The organism is Gordonia zhaorongruii (assembly GCF_007559005.1).
Classification (GTDB): Bacteria; Actinomycetota; Actinomycetes; order Mycobacteriales; family Mycobacteriaceae; genus Gordonia; species Gordonia zhaorongruii.
Genome location: NZ_CP041763.1, coordinates 1,770,472 through 1,786,364, shown reverse-complemented (window position 1 = coordinate 1,786,364; position 15,893 = coordinate 1,770,472). Strand labels below are relative to the sequence as shown.

14 protein-coding genes are annotated in these 15,893 nt (G+C 67.1%); 6 read left to right on the top strand and 8 right to left on the bottom strand.

The features are described 5' to 3' along the window. Positions 1-79 precede the first annotated feature (79 nt). Positions 80-760, top strand: a complete 681-nt coding sequence (locus tag FO044_RS08255) for a response regulator transcription factor (RefSeq protein WP_132994153.1) — start codon at positions 80-82, stop codon at positions 758-760. Positions 761-768: 8 nt separating this feature from the next. Here the strand turns inward: FO044_RS08255 and FO044_RS08250 are convergent, their stop codons facing one another. The 5 genes from FO044_RS08250 to FO044_RS15040 form a co-directional block, all read right to left on the bottom strand. After that, positions 769-2,163: a sensor histidine kinase gene (locus tag FO044_RS08250; protein ID WP_235831545.1), complete on the bottom strand. Its 1,395-nt coding sequence runs from the start codon at positions 2,161-2,163 to the stop codon at positions 769-771. Positions 2,164-2,172: 9 nt separating this feature from the next. Next, positions 2,173-2,991, bottom strand: a complete 819-nt coding sequence (locus tag FO044_RS08245) for a COG4705 family protein (protein WP_132994154.1) — start codon at positions 2,989-2,991, stop codon at positions 2,173-2,175. Further along, on the bottom strand, positions 2,988-3,734 hold the full coding sequence (locus FO044_RS08240) for a phosphatase PAP2 family protein (RefSeq protein WP_132994155.1): 747 nt from the start codon (positions 3,732-3,734) through the stop codon (positions 2,988-2,990). The genes FO044_RS08245 and FO044_RS08240 overlap by 4 nt, the downstream gene beginning before the upstream one ends. Positions 3,735-3,846: 112 nt before the next feature. Further along, the gene (locus FO044_RS08235; protein ID WP_132994156.1) at positions 3,847-4,881 is read right to left on the bottom strand and encodes an NAD-dependent epimerase/dehydratase family protein; all 1,035 of its coding nucleotides are present in this window, start codon (positions 4,879-4,881) and stop codon (positions 3,847-3,849) included. Between the two features lie 190 nt (positions 4,882-5,071). Further along, the gene (locus tag FO044_RS15040) at positions 5,072-5,641 is read right to left on the bottom strand and encodes a hypothetical protein (protein ID WP_186290513.1); all 570 of its coding nucleotides are present in this window, start codon (positions 5,639-5,641) and stop codon (positions 5,072-5,074) included. Between the two features lie 145 nt (positions 5,642-5,786). Between FO044_RS15040 and FO044_RS08225 the strand changes: the two genes are divergently transcribed. Beyond that, positions 5,787-6,827, top strand: coding sequence for an N-acetylmuramoyl-L-alanine amidase (locus FO044_RS08225; protein WP_132994157.1), 1,041 nt, complete (start codon positions 5,787-5,789; stop codon positions 6,825-6,827). A gap of 12 nt (positions 6,828-6,839) precedes the next feature. Here the strand turns inward: FO044_RS08225 and FO044_RS08220 are convergent, their stop codons facing one another. The 3 genes from FO044_RS08220 to FO044_RS08210 all read right to left on the bottom strand — a co-directional run bounded on the left by FO044_RS08220 (position 6,840) and on the right by FO044_RS08210 (position 9,969). Further along, positions 6,840-8,018, bottom strand: a complete 1,179-nt coding sequence (locus tag FO044_RS08220; RefSeq protein WP_132994158.1) for an acyl-CoA dehydrogenase family protein — start codon at positions 8,016-8,018, stop codon at positions 6,840-6,842. 92 nt (positions 8,019-8,110) lie between these two features. Next, entirely contained in the window at positions 8,111-8,929 is an 819-nt protein-coding gene (locus FO044_RS08215) for a methyltransferase domain-containing protein (protein WP_132994159.1), read from the bottom strand. A gap of 137 nt (positions 8,930-9,066) precedes the next feature. Beyond that, positions 9,067-9,969, bottom strand: a complete 903-nt coding sequence (locus FO044_RS08210; protein WP_132994160.1) for an alpha/beta fold hydrolase — start codon at positions 9,967-9,969, stop codon at positions 9,067-9,069. A 254-nt stretch (positions 9,970-10,223) separates the two neighbouring features. Here FO044_RS08210 and FO044_RS08205 point away from each other — a divergent pair, with 254 nt between their 5' ends. The 4 genes from FO044_RS08205 to FO044_RS08190 all read left to right on the top strand — a co-directional run bounded on the left by FO044_RS08205 (position 10,224) and on the right by FO044_RS08190 (position 15,892). Continuing rightward, positions 10,224-10,898 carry a nitroreductase family protein gene (locus FO044_RS08205; RefSeq protein WP_132994161.1) on the top strand — a complete coding sequence of 225 codons (675 nt, stop codon included), beginning with the start codon at positions 10,224-10,226 and terminating at the stop codon, positions 10,896-10,898. 312 nt (positions 10,899-11,210) lie between these two features. Next, on the top strand, positions 11,211-12,968 hold the full coding sequence (locus FO044_RS08200; protein ID WP_132994162.1) for an ABC transporter transmembrane domain-containing protein: 1,758 nt from the start codon (positions 11,211-11,213) through the stop codon (positions 12,966-12,968). Further along, a complete protein-coding gene (locus tag FO044_RS08195; protein ID WP_132994163.1) occupies positions 12,965-14,728 on the top strand; it encodes an ABC transporter ATP-binding protein in 1,764 nt (587 codons plus the stop codon). Before FO044_RS08200 ends, FO044_RS08195 begins: the two co-directional genes overlap by 4 nt. Before the next feature lie 30 nt (positions 14,729-14,758). Beyond that, a complete protein-coding gene (locus tag FO044_RS08190) occupies positions 14,759-15,892 on the top strand; it encodes an alkaline phosphatase family protein (protein ID WP_132994164.1) in 1,134 nt (377 codons plus the stop codon). The last annotated feature ends 1 nt before the right edge of the window (position 15,893 follow it).

The following is a 15,893-nucleotide window of genomic DNA, read 5'->3' as shown; positions in this document are numbered from 1 at the left end:
GAGTGCCCGTGGCGGGCTGAATCCGGGCGTTCGGTCGCGCATGGATTCCGGCGCGGCGCTGACCTGGAATAGTGAAGCTGTGCGTGTGCTGGTGGTGGATGACGATCGCAACGTCGCGGAGACGGTTCGGCGGATGCTGGCTGCCGAGGGATGGGTCGTCGACGTGGTCCATGACGGCGTCGCCGGACTGGAGAAGGCGACGACCGAGGCGTTCGACGTCGTCGTTCTCGACATCATGATGCCTGGTCGCAACGGGTACGAAGTGGTCCGCGACCTGCGGGCGGCCGGCGTGTGGACTCCGGTGCTCATGCTGACGGCGAAGGACGGCGAGTACGACCAAGCCGACGCGTTCGATTTCGGTGCCGACGATTACCTCACCAAGCCGTTCTCGTTCGTCGTCCTGATCGCCCGTATGCGTGCGCTCGCGCGCCGGGCCGCACCGGAACGGCCATCCGTCCTGTCTGCGGGGAGCCTGCGGCTGGATCCGGGTGCGCACACAGTGCACCGCGGTGAGGTCGAACTGTCCCTCACACCGCGCGAGTTCGGGGTGCTCGAGTACCTGATGCGCAGACGTGGCCAGGCCGTCACGAAGACGGAGATCCTCGATTCGGTGTGGGACATCAACTACCGGGGGAACGAGAACGTCGTCGAGGTCTACGTCAGCTACCTGCGGAAGCAGATCGATGCGCCGTTCGAGTGTGCCGCGATCGAGACGGTGCGCGGCGTCGGATACCGCCTCGCGGCCGACGGTGGCGGCTGAATCCGGTGTCAGGTGGTCGGCAGCGCGAATCCGACCATGGCGCCGCCGGCACTGGAATCCGTGACGATCACGGTGCCGTGGTGTGCGCGGACGATCTCGCTGACGATGGCCAGTCCGAGACCGGAGCCGCCGCGCGTCCGTGCACGTGCGGTGTCCAGACGCACGAAACGGTCGGTGACGCGGCCCTTGTCGGCATCCGGAATGCCTGTCCCATTGTCGGAGACGGTGATGGTCGCGGTGCGCGCCACCGCATCGTGGGTCAAAGAGACGGTCAGCGAATCACGCGTGTGCCGGACGGCGTTGTCGGCGATGTTGCGCAAGGCCCGACCGAGTTTCTCTCCGTCTCCGTTGATTCGAACCGCGACGATCTCGGCGTGAACCGTGAGGTCCGTGATGGCCTCCAGTCGGGCGATCTCTGCGCTGACGAGTTCATCGAGGTCCACGATGCGGGTCGTCAGCGGCACCCCGCTCTCATCGGATCGAGCAAGCAGAAGCAGGTCGGCGACCATCTGCTGGAGTCGGAGCGCATCCGGCAGCATCACCGAGTTCACGGTTTCCGTATCGATGGGCTCGTCCGTGGCGCGGGCCAGGTCGAGCAGACCGACGAGTGTGGTCAGAGGGCTGTTGAGCTCGTGCGATGCGTCGTTCACGAAGCGGAGTTGCTGCGTGCGCGCAGTCTCGATTCGATCGAGCATCTCGTTCATCGTCGTCGCGAGGGTGGCGATCTCGTCATCCGTCTCGGGGACGGGGACTCTCTGGTCGATGTCTCCGCCGGAGATTGCATCGACACGTTTCCGCATGTCGTCGACCGGGCGCAGCGCCCGCCCGACGAAATGGTGTGTGAGGAACGCGATTCCGATGACGATGAGCGGGAAGGCGATGCAGCACAGGATCGCGACGATGACCGCGGTTCGGTTGAGAGGCTCCTCCGCGGCGGCGACAGCGACGCTGAATGTCCCCTGCGGCGACTCCACACCGAGCACAGTTGTGCGGAACTCGTCATCGGATCCCCGCATCGCGTGCGCGCCGTGCACCGTGGCGCGTCGCCCCGGGAGCACGGGCGCGGAGAGAGCTCGGTCGTACTGGGGTTGATTGGCGAACCGGATCCGGCCCGTCTTGTCGATGACCTGGATGACCGAGATGTTCTGCCCGGTGGTGAGTAGGTCCGGGTCGACCCTCGACGGTCCGTCGTGCATGATCTCGTCGGCGATCTGCTCCGCACGCGTCGACGTCGACGCGTCTGCCGACCTCAGTAGAACCTGGTGCAGCACTCCCACCATCACGGTTGCCGCGATGGCCAGGGCCACGGTCACGAGTCCGGTCGCGAGCAGGGTCAGCCTGGTCCTGACGGGACGCAGCCATCTCCGTACTCGCTGGTAGACCGTGGTCGACGCGGTGCTCACGGCTCGACACTAGCGCGACGCGATGCGTGGCGGCGCCTCGGTTGACGACTGCTCGATTCGATCCACTCGGGTGGCAGACAGGTAGCCGACCAGAGCGACGATGACGACGAGGAACGCGACGTTCGTGGCGGTGGCGCCGATGCCCAATCCGCCGGCGTCGGCAGGCTGGGTGAGCAGGTCGCCGAGGGACGCGCCGAGTGGACGCGTCACGATGTACGCCGCCCAGAAGGCGAGCACCGCGTTCAGCCGCAGTGTGTAGTGCGATGCGGTGAGCGCGGCGATGACGGCGACGAAGATGATCAGGGAGATAAGATAGCCGAGTCCGAGACGCTCCGATATGAGATCGCCGGCGGCGGTGCCCAGGGCGAAGGTGACGAGGACGGCGAGCCAGTAGAAAGCCTCGCGTCGATGGGTGCGGATCGAGTGAATCGACAGCGTCCGTTCGCTCGCGTACCAAGCAGCGAACACCGCTACGAGTGCGACGGTGAACACCACGGTCGACACGGTGAGCGGGACGCCCCACTTGTCGGTCAGATTATCTGTGATCAGGGTGCCGGTCACACTGATCAGCAGCACCGTCCACCAGTAGAGAGCCGGGACGTACCGACGTACCGCGAACTGGGCGCAGAGGCTGATGGCGAGCAGGACCACCGTGACCACCGTGGTCTTCTGCAGGCCCAGGCCCAGAGTCATGTTGAGGTAATCGGCGGCGGTCTCGCCCACGGTGGTCGCCAGGATCTTGATGACCCAGAAGTAGAGGGTCACTTCGGGGACCTTGCTCAACGCAGCTCGCACCGCATCGGGGGTGCGGGCAGGGGAAGTGGTCATGGCTGCGGCCTTTCATCGAAGCGTGCTGAACAGGAGAGGGGCGATCGCTGCGGCGCCGCCTGCGACCCGGCGTCTGTCGAGAGGTAAGGACGGAGGAGTGGCGGCGAGTGCTGCGCGATGACCGGCTCGAGCGCCGTCGCCCAGACCGGCACGATCAGCGACGCGGCGATGCCCAGTGCGATGGCTGCGGCGACGTCGGTGAGCCAGTGAGCTCCCAGGTACAGGCGGGTGAACGCGGCGACTGTCACGATCACCGGTGCGACGAACCGGGCGGCGCCTCGCACGGCACGCCCCGAACCAGCCGTGGTGACCAGTAGCAGGGTCAGGACGAAAGCAGTGGTGCCGAGGACGTGCCCAGACGGGTACGAGAACGCCGCCTCGTGAGGCCCGAGCTGAACGGTGGCCGGCGGGCGGTGGCGATGCACCGTGATCTTGAGGATCTCACCGACGACGCCTGCCACCGCGACGGTCGCGACCAATGGGAGTGCGCGGTGAACAGTCCTGTCGCGCAGGAGGAGCAGAACAGCGGCCAGCATCGTCCACGCCGAAACGGCGACGGGACTGCAGGCGAGAGTGACTGCCGAAGTGATCGAGGTGAGCAGTGGGATTCGGTGGCTGACGACGGCATCCGTGACGGCGCGGTCGAGGGCGGGTACCGAGTCGTCGAGTGCGATCCAGATACCGACAACGCACACGGCGGTGAAGAGGAGGAGGCCCGCGATCAGCCGAGGGTTGTTGCGCATGTGCACAGAATGCGCGGGGGTCGCTTAGGAGACGCTGAGTCGACGATCGCGGACGGGTCTCGCGAGTGCACAGGCAGGTCTGGAGCCGGCGGTTCGCTCCGACCGGAGTGGATCAGGCGACGCTGCTGGGAACGGCCGATTCGAAGCGCTGGTCTGAGGTCGGACGTGCCGATCCCATCTGTTCCGAGTCGCACAGGAAGGACGCGAGGTCGGCGAGAGTGTCCGCCGACGGGCGTGGCCGATGGCCGAGTTCGGTTGCGGCCTTGCTGATGTCAACGGTCGGTTGGGCGACGAGTGCAGCGATCGACGAGCGCGAGACGAGATCGGATCCGAGGAGATTGCTGATCGGTTCGGCGATCGGCACGATGAGCTTGATCAGGCTCAGGGGGATGGCGAAGAGCGGGCGGAATCGCCCGCACAGGCCGGCCATGGTCTGCATCGCGTCGAACAGCCGTACCTGGGATCCACCCAGTAGGTAGTTCTGGCCGGTGACGCCGTGCTGGGCGGCGAGAGTCAGGCCGCGAGCGACGTCGCGCACGTCCACGAGGTCGAAGGTCCCCTCGACGAACACCGGAACCTTTCCTTGCGCCGCGTCGCGAAGCATGCCGTTGATGCGCGACAGGCCGTGATCGACAGGGCCGTACACGCCGGTGGGATTGCAGATCACCGCGTCGAGGCCGTCGGCGATCACCTTGTGGAGTTCCTGTTCTCCTGCCCACTTCGAACGGTCGTAGACGGGCAGGCCCGGATCGACCGACCGCGGCGATGTCTCGTCGACGAGTCCGTTGTCGGTGTACTGGTCGAAGGAGTGAATGGAACTGCAATGAACGAAGCGGCGGACCCCGGCCGTCAATGCAGCCCTGGCCGTCGATGCGACGCCCTCGGTGTTCACGCGCCAGGCAACTTCGTCGCTCTGCTTGAGAGTGATCATCGCGACGAGGTGATACACGGTGTCGACCCCGGAGAACGCGTGTGCCAGTGACTCGGAGTCGAAGATGTCGATCGAGGTCCAGGTCACCTGCGGGTGGGTCGAGTCGTGCGCCGGTGACACGCGATCGATAGCGACGACGTCGTGACCGTCGGCGACGAGTTGATTGACCAGATTCGTGCCGACGAAACCGGCTGCTCCAGTGACTGCGACCTTCATGTGAGTTCCCATGCTCGACGAAACGGAGGGCTCCAGTGAGCCCGGCGCTGTAAATAGAACGTGTTCTAATTTGACCGAGATTAACACACCGGGTGCGTGTGACGGTCTGATCCTTTTCGGCGGCGTCCATCGACGTGGGGCGGCTCGGTGTGCCGGCGGCGGGAGATCTCCATGAATGCGGTGGCGGTGCTCAGGTGTCCGAGGCTCGGGTTTCACCTTCAGGTGTGTCCGCCGGTTTCGCGCTCACCAGGATCAGGTGGATGAGCAGCAGTGCCGCAGCGATCATCAAGCCGCCATCGAGGTAGTGGCAGTACATGGCGCCGAGATAACTCGGACCGCCCCACGCATTGGTGACGAAGGCCGGGTCGAAGCCGGCGAATACCTGCATCCCTGCGCGCCACAGCCCGTATGCGGTGAATACCAGCAACAGGACGACCGGAACCATGCGCAACGGAGACAGGCGTGCGGTCCGGCGAATCCGACACTCCGCCCGCGTCCCGAGCGGGGTGAGAATCAGCGGTGTTCTCGCACGGCCCGACCGGCGACGCAACAACCAGACGGCGAGGATCAAGATGAACGCCATCGCGGTGATGACCAGGTGGACACCCCAGGCATTGCTTCCCGGGATGTGTTCAACGCGTTCATCGTGGCTGACGAGCCCGGTGATTCCTCCCGAGAGCAGCCCGCCGGCGAGAACAGTGACCGCGGCCGCGCAGAGTGGGCGGGAGAGGCCTTGGCGTGACTGGGATTCGAGGCTCATGGACTTCCATCGGTGGTGGGCGGCGGTGATCCGGAATCGGACCGGCGCAGTTGAGTTCACCGTAGGAGTCCGTCCATCGGTGTGCTGGTGAATCGGAAGCTGCACACTCTGGCACCCTGTGGGAGAACCCCGGCGAGGAGGATCGATGGCGTGGACTGGTGATCCGGTCTGGCTCGCAGATGTGCTGCGTGCCGAAGGGCTGAGGGTCGTGGAGCACGATGGATGGCGTGGTCGTGGGCATGGCGACTTCCGGAACATCCTCGGTGTCCTCTGTCACCACACCGCAGGTGGTGGAGCCGACGACTGGCGCGTCGTGCAGTACGGTAGGCCAGACCTGCCCGGTCCGCTCGCGCAACTCGTGCTCGAGCGAGACGGCACCGTCCGGGTGATCGCGGTGGGCGTCTGCTGGCACGCGGGCCGTGGATCCTGGCCAGGATGGCCCACCGACGATGCGAACTGGCACACGATCGGCATCGAGGCGGTCAACGACGGGCGGGGTCAGGTGTGGCCCGCCGTCCAGCTGGACGCCTACAAGCGGATCTGTGCAGCGATCGCGCGCCGCGTCGGATTCGGTGCCGGAATGGTCGTGGGGCACAAGGAGTACAGCTCCGAAGGGAAGATCGATCCGGCGGGGATCGAGATGGCGGCGTTCCGTGCGGACGTGGCATCGCTGATCTCCGAGGGCGCGCCGAGATCCGGCGAAAGCCAGATCGCTTCTGAGGCGGCGACGGCCGCCTGGTTGGGCGATCGGATCACGGACGGGGTGACGCCCACCCGTGACGGGGTCGGGCGTTTCGCCGAGTTCCGGAACGGGGCCGTCTACTGGAATCCGCGAGTGGCGGGCGGCGCTGCGATCGCCGTACCGTCGCACGTCCACGACGTGTGGCAGAAGAACGGCTGGGAGCAGGGATTTCTCGGCTACCCGGTGCGCCGTCACGCCGTTGTCGAAGGGGTCGGCGACATCCAGGCGTTTCAGGGCGGCGTGGTCTACCGCCGTTACGGTGAGCCGGGTTTCCCGGTGCGAGGAGTCATCGGCGATCGGTGGGCGATGGAAGGGTACGAAGTCGGGCCGCTCGGCTGGCCCGTATCCGACGAGTACGCCTACGACGGCGGTAAGAAGCAGGATTTCGAGAACGGTTCGCTCGTATGGCACCCCTCGGGTGCAGTCAAGGAGCGGCGGGCCTGACCGGCCGCCGATTCACTGCGCCTTCTTCTTCTCGGCGCGGATCAGCCCGCCTCCGACGATCAGCTGCTGGATCTCGCTGGTGCCTTCGTAGAGCCGGAGCAGCCGGACGTCGCGGTAGATGCGTTCGACGGCGACACCGCGCATGTACCCGGAGCCGCCGTGCACCTGGACGGCGAGGTCGGCGACCTTCCCGGCCATCTCGGTGCAGAACAGCTTGGCCACAGACGGAGCGATGCGGCGATCGGTCTCGTCCACCCACGCTCGCGCGGCATCACGCACGAGTGCCCGGCCGGCCATGACGCCGGTCTGCTGATCGGCGATCATGGCCTGAACGAGCTGGAAGTCGCCGATCGGTGTGCCGCCCTGCGTCGCCGTGGCGGCGTGGGCAACCGATTCGTCGAGGGCGCGCTGAGCCTGCCCGACGGCCAGTGCCGCGATGTGGACGCGTCCGCGTGCCAGGGACGCCATCGCCGCCCGGTAGCCCGTCTCCGCATCGCCTCCGACAAGCGCGCCGGCCTCCACACGGACATCGGCGAAGGTGACGTCGGCAGTACTCGACCCCGCCTGTCCCATCTTCGCGTCCTTCGCTCCGACCTCGAGGCCAGGGCTGTCGGCAGGAACGAGGAAGACGGCGATGCCGGTGCCGTGATCGGGTGCGGGGTCGGTTCGGGCGAACACGACGAACAGGTCCGCCCGCGTGGCGTTGGTGATGAACTGCTTGCCGCCGTTGATGATCCATCCGTCGCCGTCTCTCCGCGCGGTCGTCTTCAACCCGGCGGGATTGGATCCGGCGCCCGGCTCGGTGAGCGCGAAGGACGCGACGACGTCTCCCGACGCGATGGCGGGCAGCCACCGATCGCGTTGCCGGTCGGTTCCGAACCCGACCAGAACCTGACCGGCGATCCCATTGTTGGTCCCGAACATGGAACGCAACGAGATCGCGGTGTAGCCGAGTTCCATGGCGACTTCGACGTCCTGACTCAGGTCCAGTCCGAGGCCACCCCATCGCTGGGGGATCGCATACCCGAACAGCCCCATGGCCTTGGCCTGTTCCCGGAGGTCGTCGGGAATCTCGTCTGTCGACGCGATCTCGAGCTCGCGGGGAACGGCCCGGGTCCGCACGAACTGCGTGATCTGCGTCAGGACTTCGGCGAAGACGTCATCGGGAACTTCGGGATTCTGGGGTGCCATGGCGTCAACTATCGTCGCGTCGCGGCGATCGGTCCACCGGCCGATCCGCCTCCACGTTCCTCGTCGGGATTCGAGACCGGGTCTTCGGGGCGTCAGCTCGTCTGCGGCTTCACCGCGACGATCTCGATCGCTGCGAGGTTGCGCTTGTACTTCGTGAATACGGACCGCATGTCCACGATGCGCTTGCGGGCTGCAGGCTCGCGGATGACGTTCACGACGAACCTCAGAGTTCGGCCGAACCCCTCGTCGGCGATCACTCGGCGAGGTTCGAGAAGCGACATCGGTGCGAATCGGACGCGCTCGATGGTGAATCCGGCCTCGGTGAAGAGCGCACGCCACTCGTCCTCAGTGAGAGGCCGGGCGTTGACTTTGATCGACCGTGCGAGTGCGCGCCGGATATCGGTCTTCTGGTCGTTACTGAGGGTGTCCGGGTTCAGCGACATCTCGTGAATCGCGTAACGGCCGCCGGGGCGGAGGATGCGGAACGCCTCGGCGACGATCTCAGCTTTGTGCTTGTCGGACTGCATCGTGAGCATGGCCTCAGCTACCACCGCGTCGGTGCTCGCATCGTCGATCCCGGTGGCGGCACCATCGCCGGAGACCACGCGGCCGCGGCCGCCGATCGCACTCTCGGTGAGTGCGGCTGCGGCGGGATCGGATTCGACGCCCACGTAGTCGCGGGGCTTGCGGTCCATGATCGACGCCGCGGTCTTACCGAGTCCGGGGGCGAGTTCCACCACGTCGGCGTCGGTGAGCGATGCGTCGTCGAGGAGCTGTTCGGTCATCACACGGCCACCGGGCCGAAGCACCCGCTTGCCGAGTCGGGCCAGAAGCCAGTGTCCTGGCAGGTCCTCGACCTTGCGTTCAGCGAAGGGAAGATCGTCGGGGGAGGTGTTGGTGCTCGTGCTCATGGCGGGCTCCGATGTGGTGGCGAATCTAACGGACATCACCATGATAATAGGGTTGCCTAAACTAAACCCGGGCGCTCGATTCGCGAACCGAGCGAAAGCAGAAGTGCTTGTGACCGGTGGGTGTTGCAGGTCGGTGGCTACGACGTGGAGAAGTGCTCGGTCAGTTCGGTGATGATCTGGTCCCACAGCGGCTCGGGGATGTCGTGTGCCATCCCGCCGACCATCGAGAGCCGGGCATTCGGGACGGTTCGTGCGATGGCGTGCGCCCCGGACGGCCGCATCAACTTGTCGTGCGACCCGTGCAGAACCAGTGTGGGTGCCTTGATGCGCTTGTCGTAGCCGACGAGCTGCCCTGAACCGAGGATCGCCGCGAACTGACGGGCGAATCCTGCCGGGTAGTTGCAGCGGTCGTAGTACTCGGTGGCGCGAACCCGTGCTGTCTCCGGCGTCTGCGGATAGACCGGGCTGCCGATGATGCCGCTCATCTTGGCCGAGTTCGCGATGGCCGCCTCTCGGCCGCTCGGTGGCCGGGAGATCAGGGCGAGAAGCTGCCGTGGTCCGGGCGGCGGCAGGAATCGGCGGTTGTTGCTCGACATGATGACGGTCGCGGTCAACGTGCGGTCGGCGTGCTCGGCGGCGAACACCTGCGTGATCATGCCGCCCATCGACGCGCCGACGATGTGCGCACGGTCGATGTTCAAGTGGTCGAGAACACCTGCGGCATCGTTCGCGAGATCGAGCAGGGTGTAGGCGGATCCCTTCACCGGGAGCCCGACGAAGAACTTGGCCATCTTCACGAGGAGTGGGTCGCCGCCGGCTCGAACTCCGTCCAGCTTGTCCGATAGACCGCAGTCGCGGTTATCGAAACGGATGACGCGGTAACCGGCGGCGGCGATCTTCTCGCAGAACTCGGTACGCCAGAAGACCATCTGGGCACCGAGGCCCATGATGAGAAGTACCGCCGGATCCTCGGGATCGCCGAACTCCTCGTAATGCAGTCCGATCTCTCCGACGGGAGCAGTGCCGGTTCGCGTGGTCATGCAGATATCATCGCCGATAAGGCACACCCGCGAAAATCAGCGAGGATATGCGTTTGGCGCCGGAACGTTGCGCAGATGCGCGTCGATCCAGTTCATAGCCTCGGGGGCGCCGGTCGGTGCCTTCGGACACCGACCACGGGACCGCCCTTGTGTCGGCCGTATCTCCCGATTCTCCTCGCCTGCTCGCCTCGTCGAGCGTGCGATGATCGAACAGCGGGCCCGCGCCGGCGCCGCCCAGGTAACAGGGAGCAGCGATGGAATTCGATGACGTCATCCGGACAACCTTCGCGGCACGGCAGTTCACCGACGATCCGGTGTCCGACGAGGCGCTGTGGCAGATTCTCGACGTGGCGCGTTTCGCTCCCAGCGGCGGCAATCGACAGGGCGCGCACGTCACCGTCGTGCGTGACGACGAGGTCAAGCGTGCGATCGCGGATCTGAGCAAGACCGGTGCGCGCCGCTACCTGGCGCAGCGCGCAGCGGGGGAGAGCCCGTGGAATCCGATCGAACCGTCTGCCGTCACCGCCGATGCTCTGGAGTCGGTTCCCGGAGTGGATGCATTCGTCGCCCCGCTGGCTGCAGCGCCGGTGCTGCTCGTCGTCTCCGTCGATCTCGGCGCGGTAGCGGCGATGGACCAGAATCTGGACCGGGTCGGCGTGGTCAGCGGCGGATCGATCTACCCCCTCGTGTGGAACATTCTGACCGTGGCCCGGTCACAGGGATTCGGCGGAACGGTCACGACCATGGCCGTTGTAGAGGAGGACGCTGTACGGGGACTGCTCAGTATCCCGGCAGACCACGCCGTTGCGGCGGTGGTGCCGATCGGGCGACCGGTGAAGCAGTTGACGAAACTGAAGCGAGCGGCGGTCGACGACTTCGTGACCCTCGGCGCATTCGACGGGCCGGAACTGGCTCCACCGGACCGGTGAGCGAGAGCACTGGTCGGGCCGACTCGAGGTCGGGGCCGGTCACCTGCCACCTGATCGCACTCAAATCACAGACGAGTCGGATCACCGTGCGCCGGTCGGCGTGCACGCGACGCAGGCAATCGGCATTGGCCGTCGCAGTGGTACCGCTGACGGTCGGCAACCCGCTATAGGGCGCTCCCGCTCGGCAGCGGTACCACTGCGACGACGGATGCGGTCCATGCAGTCGGCCGAAGCGCCGCGCTAGCCGACTAGCCTGACGAGGGACCGTATCGCCGCGGCCCCGACATCAGACCAAACGAAGGACACCGGTACATGGTTCGATTCCGATCAGCGGAACGTCTGTGGTCCGGGGACGGATTCCTTGCCGGTGACCGGCCGGCGGAACGCGGAGAACCGGTGCGGGTGGACGCCTCGACCACTCCACGCGCCCTCGTGTTCAGGACGGTGTGGGGAGCCAACCGGTACACGCTGCCTGGAATGATCCTGATGATCGGCCACTTCGTGGGTGAGGCGATGGTGCCATTCGTGATGGGCCGGGCCATCGACCTGGCCATCGTCCCGCAGGACCGGTCCGCCCTGATCTTCTGGCTCGCCATCCTCGCCGCAGACTTCCTCCTGCTGTCGGTCACCTGGCGGTTCGGCGAGCGCATGGTGGCCTACGCGGTTCAGGTGATCGAGCACCAGTTCCGGATGCGGGTCACCGATCGAATGCTCGAGCCGGTCGCCGTCGACGGGCCGTCCCGGCTGCCCGGCACCGCGTTGAGCATCGCGACCTCGGACGTGTCGCGGCTCTCCCGGGCGGTGCTGCTGGCCGTGCTGCCGGTCGGGGAGATGTTCGCCGTTCTGGTCGCGGGCGTCGTCCTGCTGTGGATCTCCTGGCCATTGGGCCTGACCGTGCTCATCGGTGCGCCGGTTATGTTCTGGATACTCGACCGAGCCGGCGCTCCGTTGCGCCGGCGTACCGAACGCCAGCAGGAGAACATCGGGCAGGCCGCAGGCACGGCTGCCGACCTGGTGTCCGGATTGCGGGTGCTGAAGGGGATCGGCGCGGAGAACGAAGCGGGGAGGCGGTACCGCGGCGCGAGCGGCCGCGCACGGGATTCGGCGATCGCCGCGATGCGCACGGAAGGCGTCTACGTCGCGGTGCTGCAGACCGTGTCGTCACTGTTCGTCGTGGTGATCGGCGTAGCAGCCGGTGCATCGGCGGTGTCCGGAGCTCTGACCGTGGGGGAGCTCATCACCGTCGTCGGACTGACGCAGTTCGTCATGGGCCCGCTCAACGCGATCGGTACCAACGTCGGCATCGTGTGGAACGCGGCGGTGGCGAGTGCGACCCGGATCCTGGCAGTGCTGCAGGCTCGGCCGGTCGTCGAGACGGGCGATGAGCGCCCGCGGACCGGGGATCTGGCGATCACCGGACTCGAGCCGGCCGTGCCCGACGTGCGGATCGCGTCGCGCGGGCTGACCGTGATCGCTGCGGATCGGACCACGGGTTCGATGCTGACCGGACTCCTGTCCCGGGACACGCCGCCGGGTGACACTCTGGTGCGGGTCGGCGGGGTCGATCTGTTCGCTCTCGATCAGCGAGTGGTCCGTGCAGCCGTGCGCGTCGTACCCCACTCCCCACATCTGTTCGAGGGGACGGTTCTCGAGAATATCGCCGCCGCCTCCGATTCGGACTCACCTCACAGCGACGAGCGCTGCACCCGGGCTGTTTTCGCAGCTGCCTGCGACGATGTGGCCGAGGCGCTGGTCAACGGATTGGACACTCCGGTGGGTGAGGCGGGCCGCATGCTGTCGGGCGGTCAGCGGCAGCGCGTCGGACTGGCGCGCGCGCTCGCCGCGGACTCGTCGTTCCTGGTGCTCACCGACCCGACGACCGCGGTGGACTCGGTCACCGAGGCGACGGTGGCCGAGCGGGTGCGACGTGCGCGCGCAGGCGCCGCGACCGTCGTCCTCTCGCGGTCGCCCGCGTGGCTGGCGGTGGCGGACACCGTTATTCGGATCGAGTCAGATCGGCACGGCGCCGTCGCCGGACGGCCTGCGACGGGAGACGGGGCCCCAGGATGACGCTGCCCGTCGCAGACCGGCGCCGCACCGCCGCCCGGCTGATCGCAGAACTTCGCCCGCACCGGACCCGACTCGCCGTGATCGCAATGGCGATGACCGCATCTGGCGCGTTCGGACTCGTGATCCCACGACTCCTCGGCTCGATCGTCGACGTGGTCGCCGACGGTGGGGACTACTCCGATGTCGCAGTACGCGGAGGCCTCATGGCGACCGCCGCCATCTTGTGCGCCGTCTGCGCTGGAATCGGAATCGCGACCACCGCATCGGTGTTCGAATCGGTTCTGGCGACGCTGCGGGAGTCGATGCTCTCGACGGTCCTGGGACTGCCCATGGCGCGGACGGAGGCGGTCGGCAGCGGGGACGTGATCTCCCGTGCCACCGACGATGTCGACAAGGTGAGCGAGGCGATCGGGAAGTCGTTGCCCCCGGTGCTGCTGGCTCTCGCAGGCGTCGTGGTGACCACCATCGGACTGGGGGCGCTGGACCGGCGGTTCCTGCTCGTCGCAGCGGCGACCATCCCGATCTACGTGGTGTCCGCGCGAATGTACCTGCGGACAGCGCCGGGGATCTATGCCGCGGAGCGTGCGGCGGCGGCCGAACGCGCGCATCACGTCCTCGGACCGGTGCAGGGACTTCCCACTGTGCGCGCGTTCGATCTCGGCGGCCGACTGAGTACACGGATCGACCGGCACTCGTGGAGCGTGGTCCGGTGGTCGATGCGCGCGAGCGTGCTCAACGCGCGGCTGGCCGGGCGGCTCAACCTCGCTGAATTCGTCGGTATGGCGGTGATCCTCGTCGTCGGATTCGTCCTGGTCGGCGACGGTCAAGTGTCGGTCGGCGGAACCACTGCGGCCATGCTGTACTTCCTCGCCTTGTTCGATCCGATCGGGCGCCTCATGTTCGTGCTCGATGCGCTCCAATCCGGCGCCGCGGCTCTCGGTCGCATCGTGGGCGTCATCGACGAGGCGGACGAGACCATCCGTGCGGGCGCCGAGCGGCCGGTGATCGAGTCGGGACCCGACGATGGTTCCGGCCTGGTCGCGGAGCAGGTCGGCTTCGGCTATTCACCCGACCACCGCATACTGCACTCGGTATCGGTCGCCGTCCGCCCCGGGGAGCACGTCGCACTGGTCGGAGCCTCCGGCGCCGGGAAGAGCACTCTCGCGGCACTCCTCGCCGGTATCCACCAGCCAGATGAGGGAAGTGTTCGGATCGGCGGCCGCCCGGTGACCGACCTCGGTCAGGTTGTGCGAGCCCGGCGCATCGCCTTGCTCACGCAAGAGGTGCACGTCTTCTCCGGAACACTGCGCGACGATCTGCTGCTCGCCTGTCCGGACGCAGGCGACGACCGGGTGTGGGCGGCCTTGGAGAAGGTCGGTGCTGCGGCGTGGGTGCGCCGGTTGGACCGGGTGCTCGACACGCCGGTCGGCGGACACGGGCACCAGCTCGACGCGATGTCGGCGCAGCAACTCGCCTTGGCGCGCATCGACCTGCTCGATCCGGACGTGGTGATCGTCGACGAAGCGACCGCGGATGCGGGCAGCGCGGGCGCGGGCGCACTGGAGGAGGCTGCTTCTGCGGTCCTGGCCGGACGGTCGGCCCTCATCATCGCGCACCGGCTCAGTCAGGCTGCGGCAGCCGACCGCATCGTTCACCTGGAACGCGGGCGGGTGATCGAATCGGGATCTCACGACGAGCTGGTGAGTGCCGGAGGTCGTTACGCGATGATCTGGGAGTCCTGGTCGCGCGGTCGCGCCTGACCGGAGGGCGCGCTGTGTCAGGCTGTGGACATGGTTCTCACCCTCGCCGATGTGATGCCATCGGTCGCAGCTTCGTTCGGAGTCGGTACGGGCGCGAATCCGCTCGCACTGGAACCGAATCGGGATGTCGTGGTGCTGCTGGTCGATGGCCTCGGCGCCGAACTGCTGGCCCGCCATGCCGACGTCGCTCCGACTCTCGCGGCCCGGGTGCAGGGCACCATGCGGGCAGGGTTTCCGGCGACCACCGCCACCAGCCTGACGAGCCTCGCCGTCGGTGCGCCCTGTGCCACACACGGCGTGATCGGATACAGCTTCGCACTCCCGGAGCCGGACGGCCGTCGGACCCTGAACGCCCTCCGATGGCGCTTCGACACCGCGGACGGCATCGATGCGCGCGACATCGCGGAACCGGAGACGGTGCAGCCGGTGGCGAGCAGGCTCGAGCACCTGGTGGCGGCGAGCGTCGACGTCCACTACGTGGTGCCCGGCTATCAGGCCCGCTCCGGGCTCACTCGCGCCGCGTTCCGAGCAACGGGAACCGTTCACCCGGCGGCGACCCTCGACGAGTTACGCGACGGGATTCTGGCCGTCGCCCGCCACGACGGTCACGACCGCAGATTCGCCTACGCGTACTACCCCGACCTGGACATGCATGGACACATCCACGGCCCGGGTTCACCGGAGTGGCTCGCCGTGCTTCGCGACGTCGACGCGTTTGCGGCCGACCTGTTCACGGATCTGCCACCGACGTGCACCGTGCTCATCACCGGCGATCACGGGATGATTCGCGCCGGGAACACCGTCGACCTCGACGCGGCACCCGATCTGCATCGCGACGTCGCACTGATCGCGGGAGAGGCCCGCGTCCGTCACGTTTACGTCGATCGTGCCGGGGCATCGGCTGACGTCGCGACGACCTGGGCATCGCACCTGGGCGCCGATGCGCGCGTGGTGACCCGCGAGCAGGCAGTCGACGAGCATTGGTTCGGACCGTCTGCACCGGATCCGGACATCGCCGCGCGGATCGGTGACGTGATCGCGGTCGCGGAAGGGACCGCTGTGCTCGTCCGTCCGGCAGCCGAGCCGATGGAGTCCGCGATGACCGGACACCATGGAGCGTGGACCGATGACGAACAGGCTGTACCGCTGATCACCAGCCGGTGAG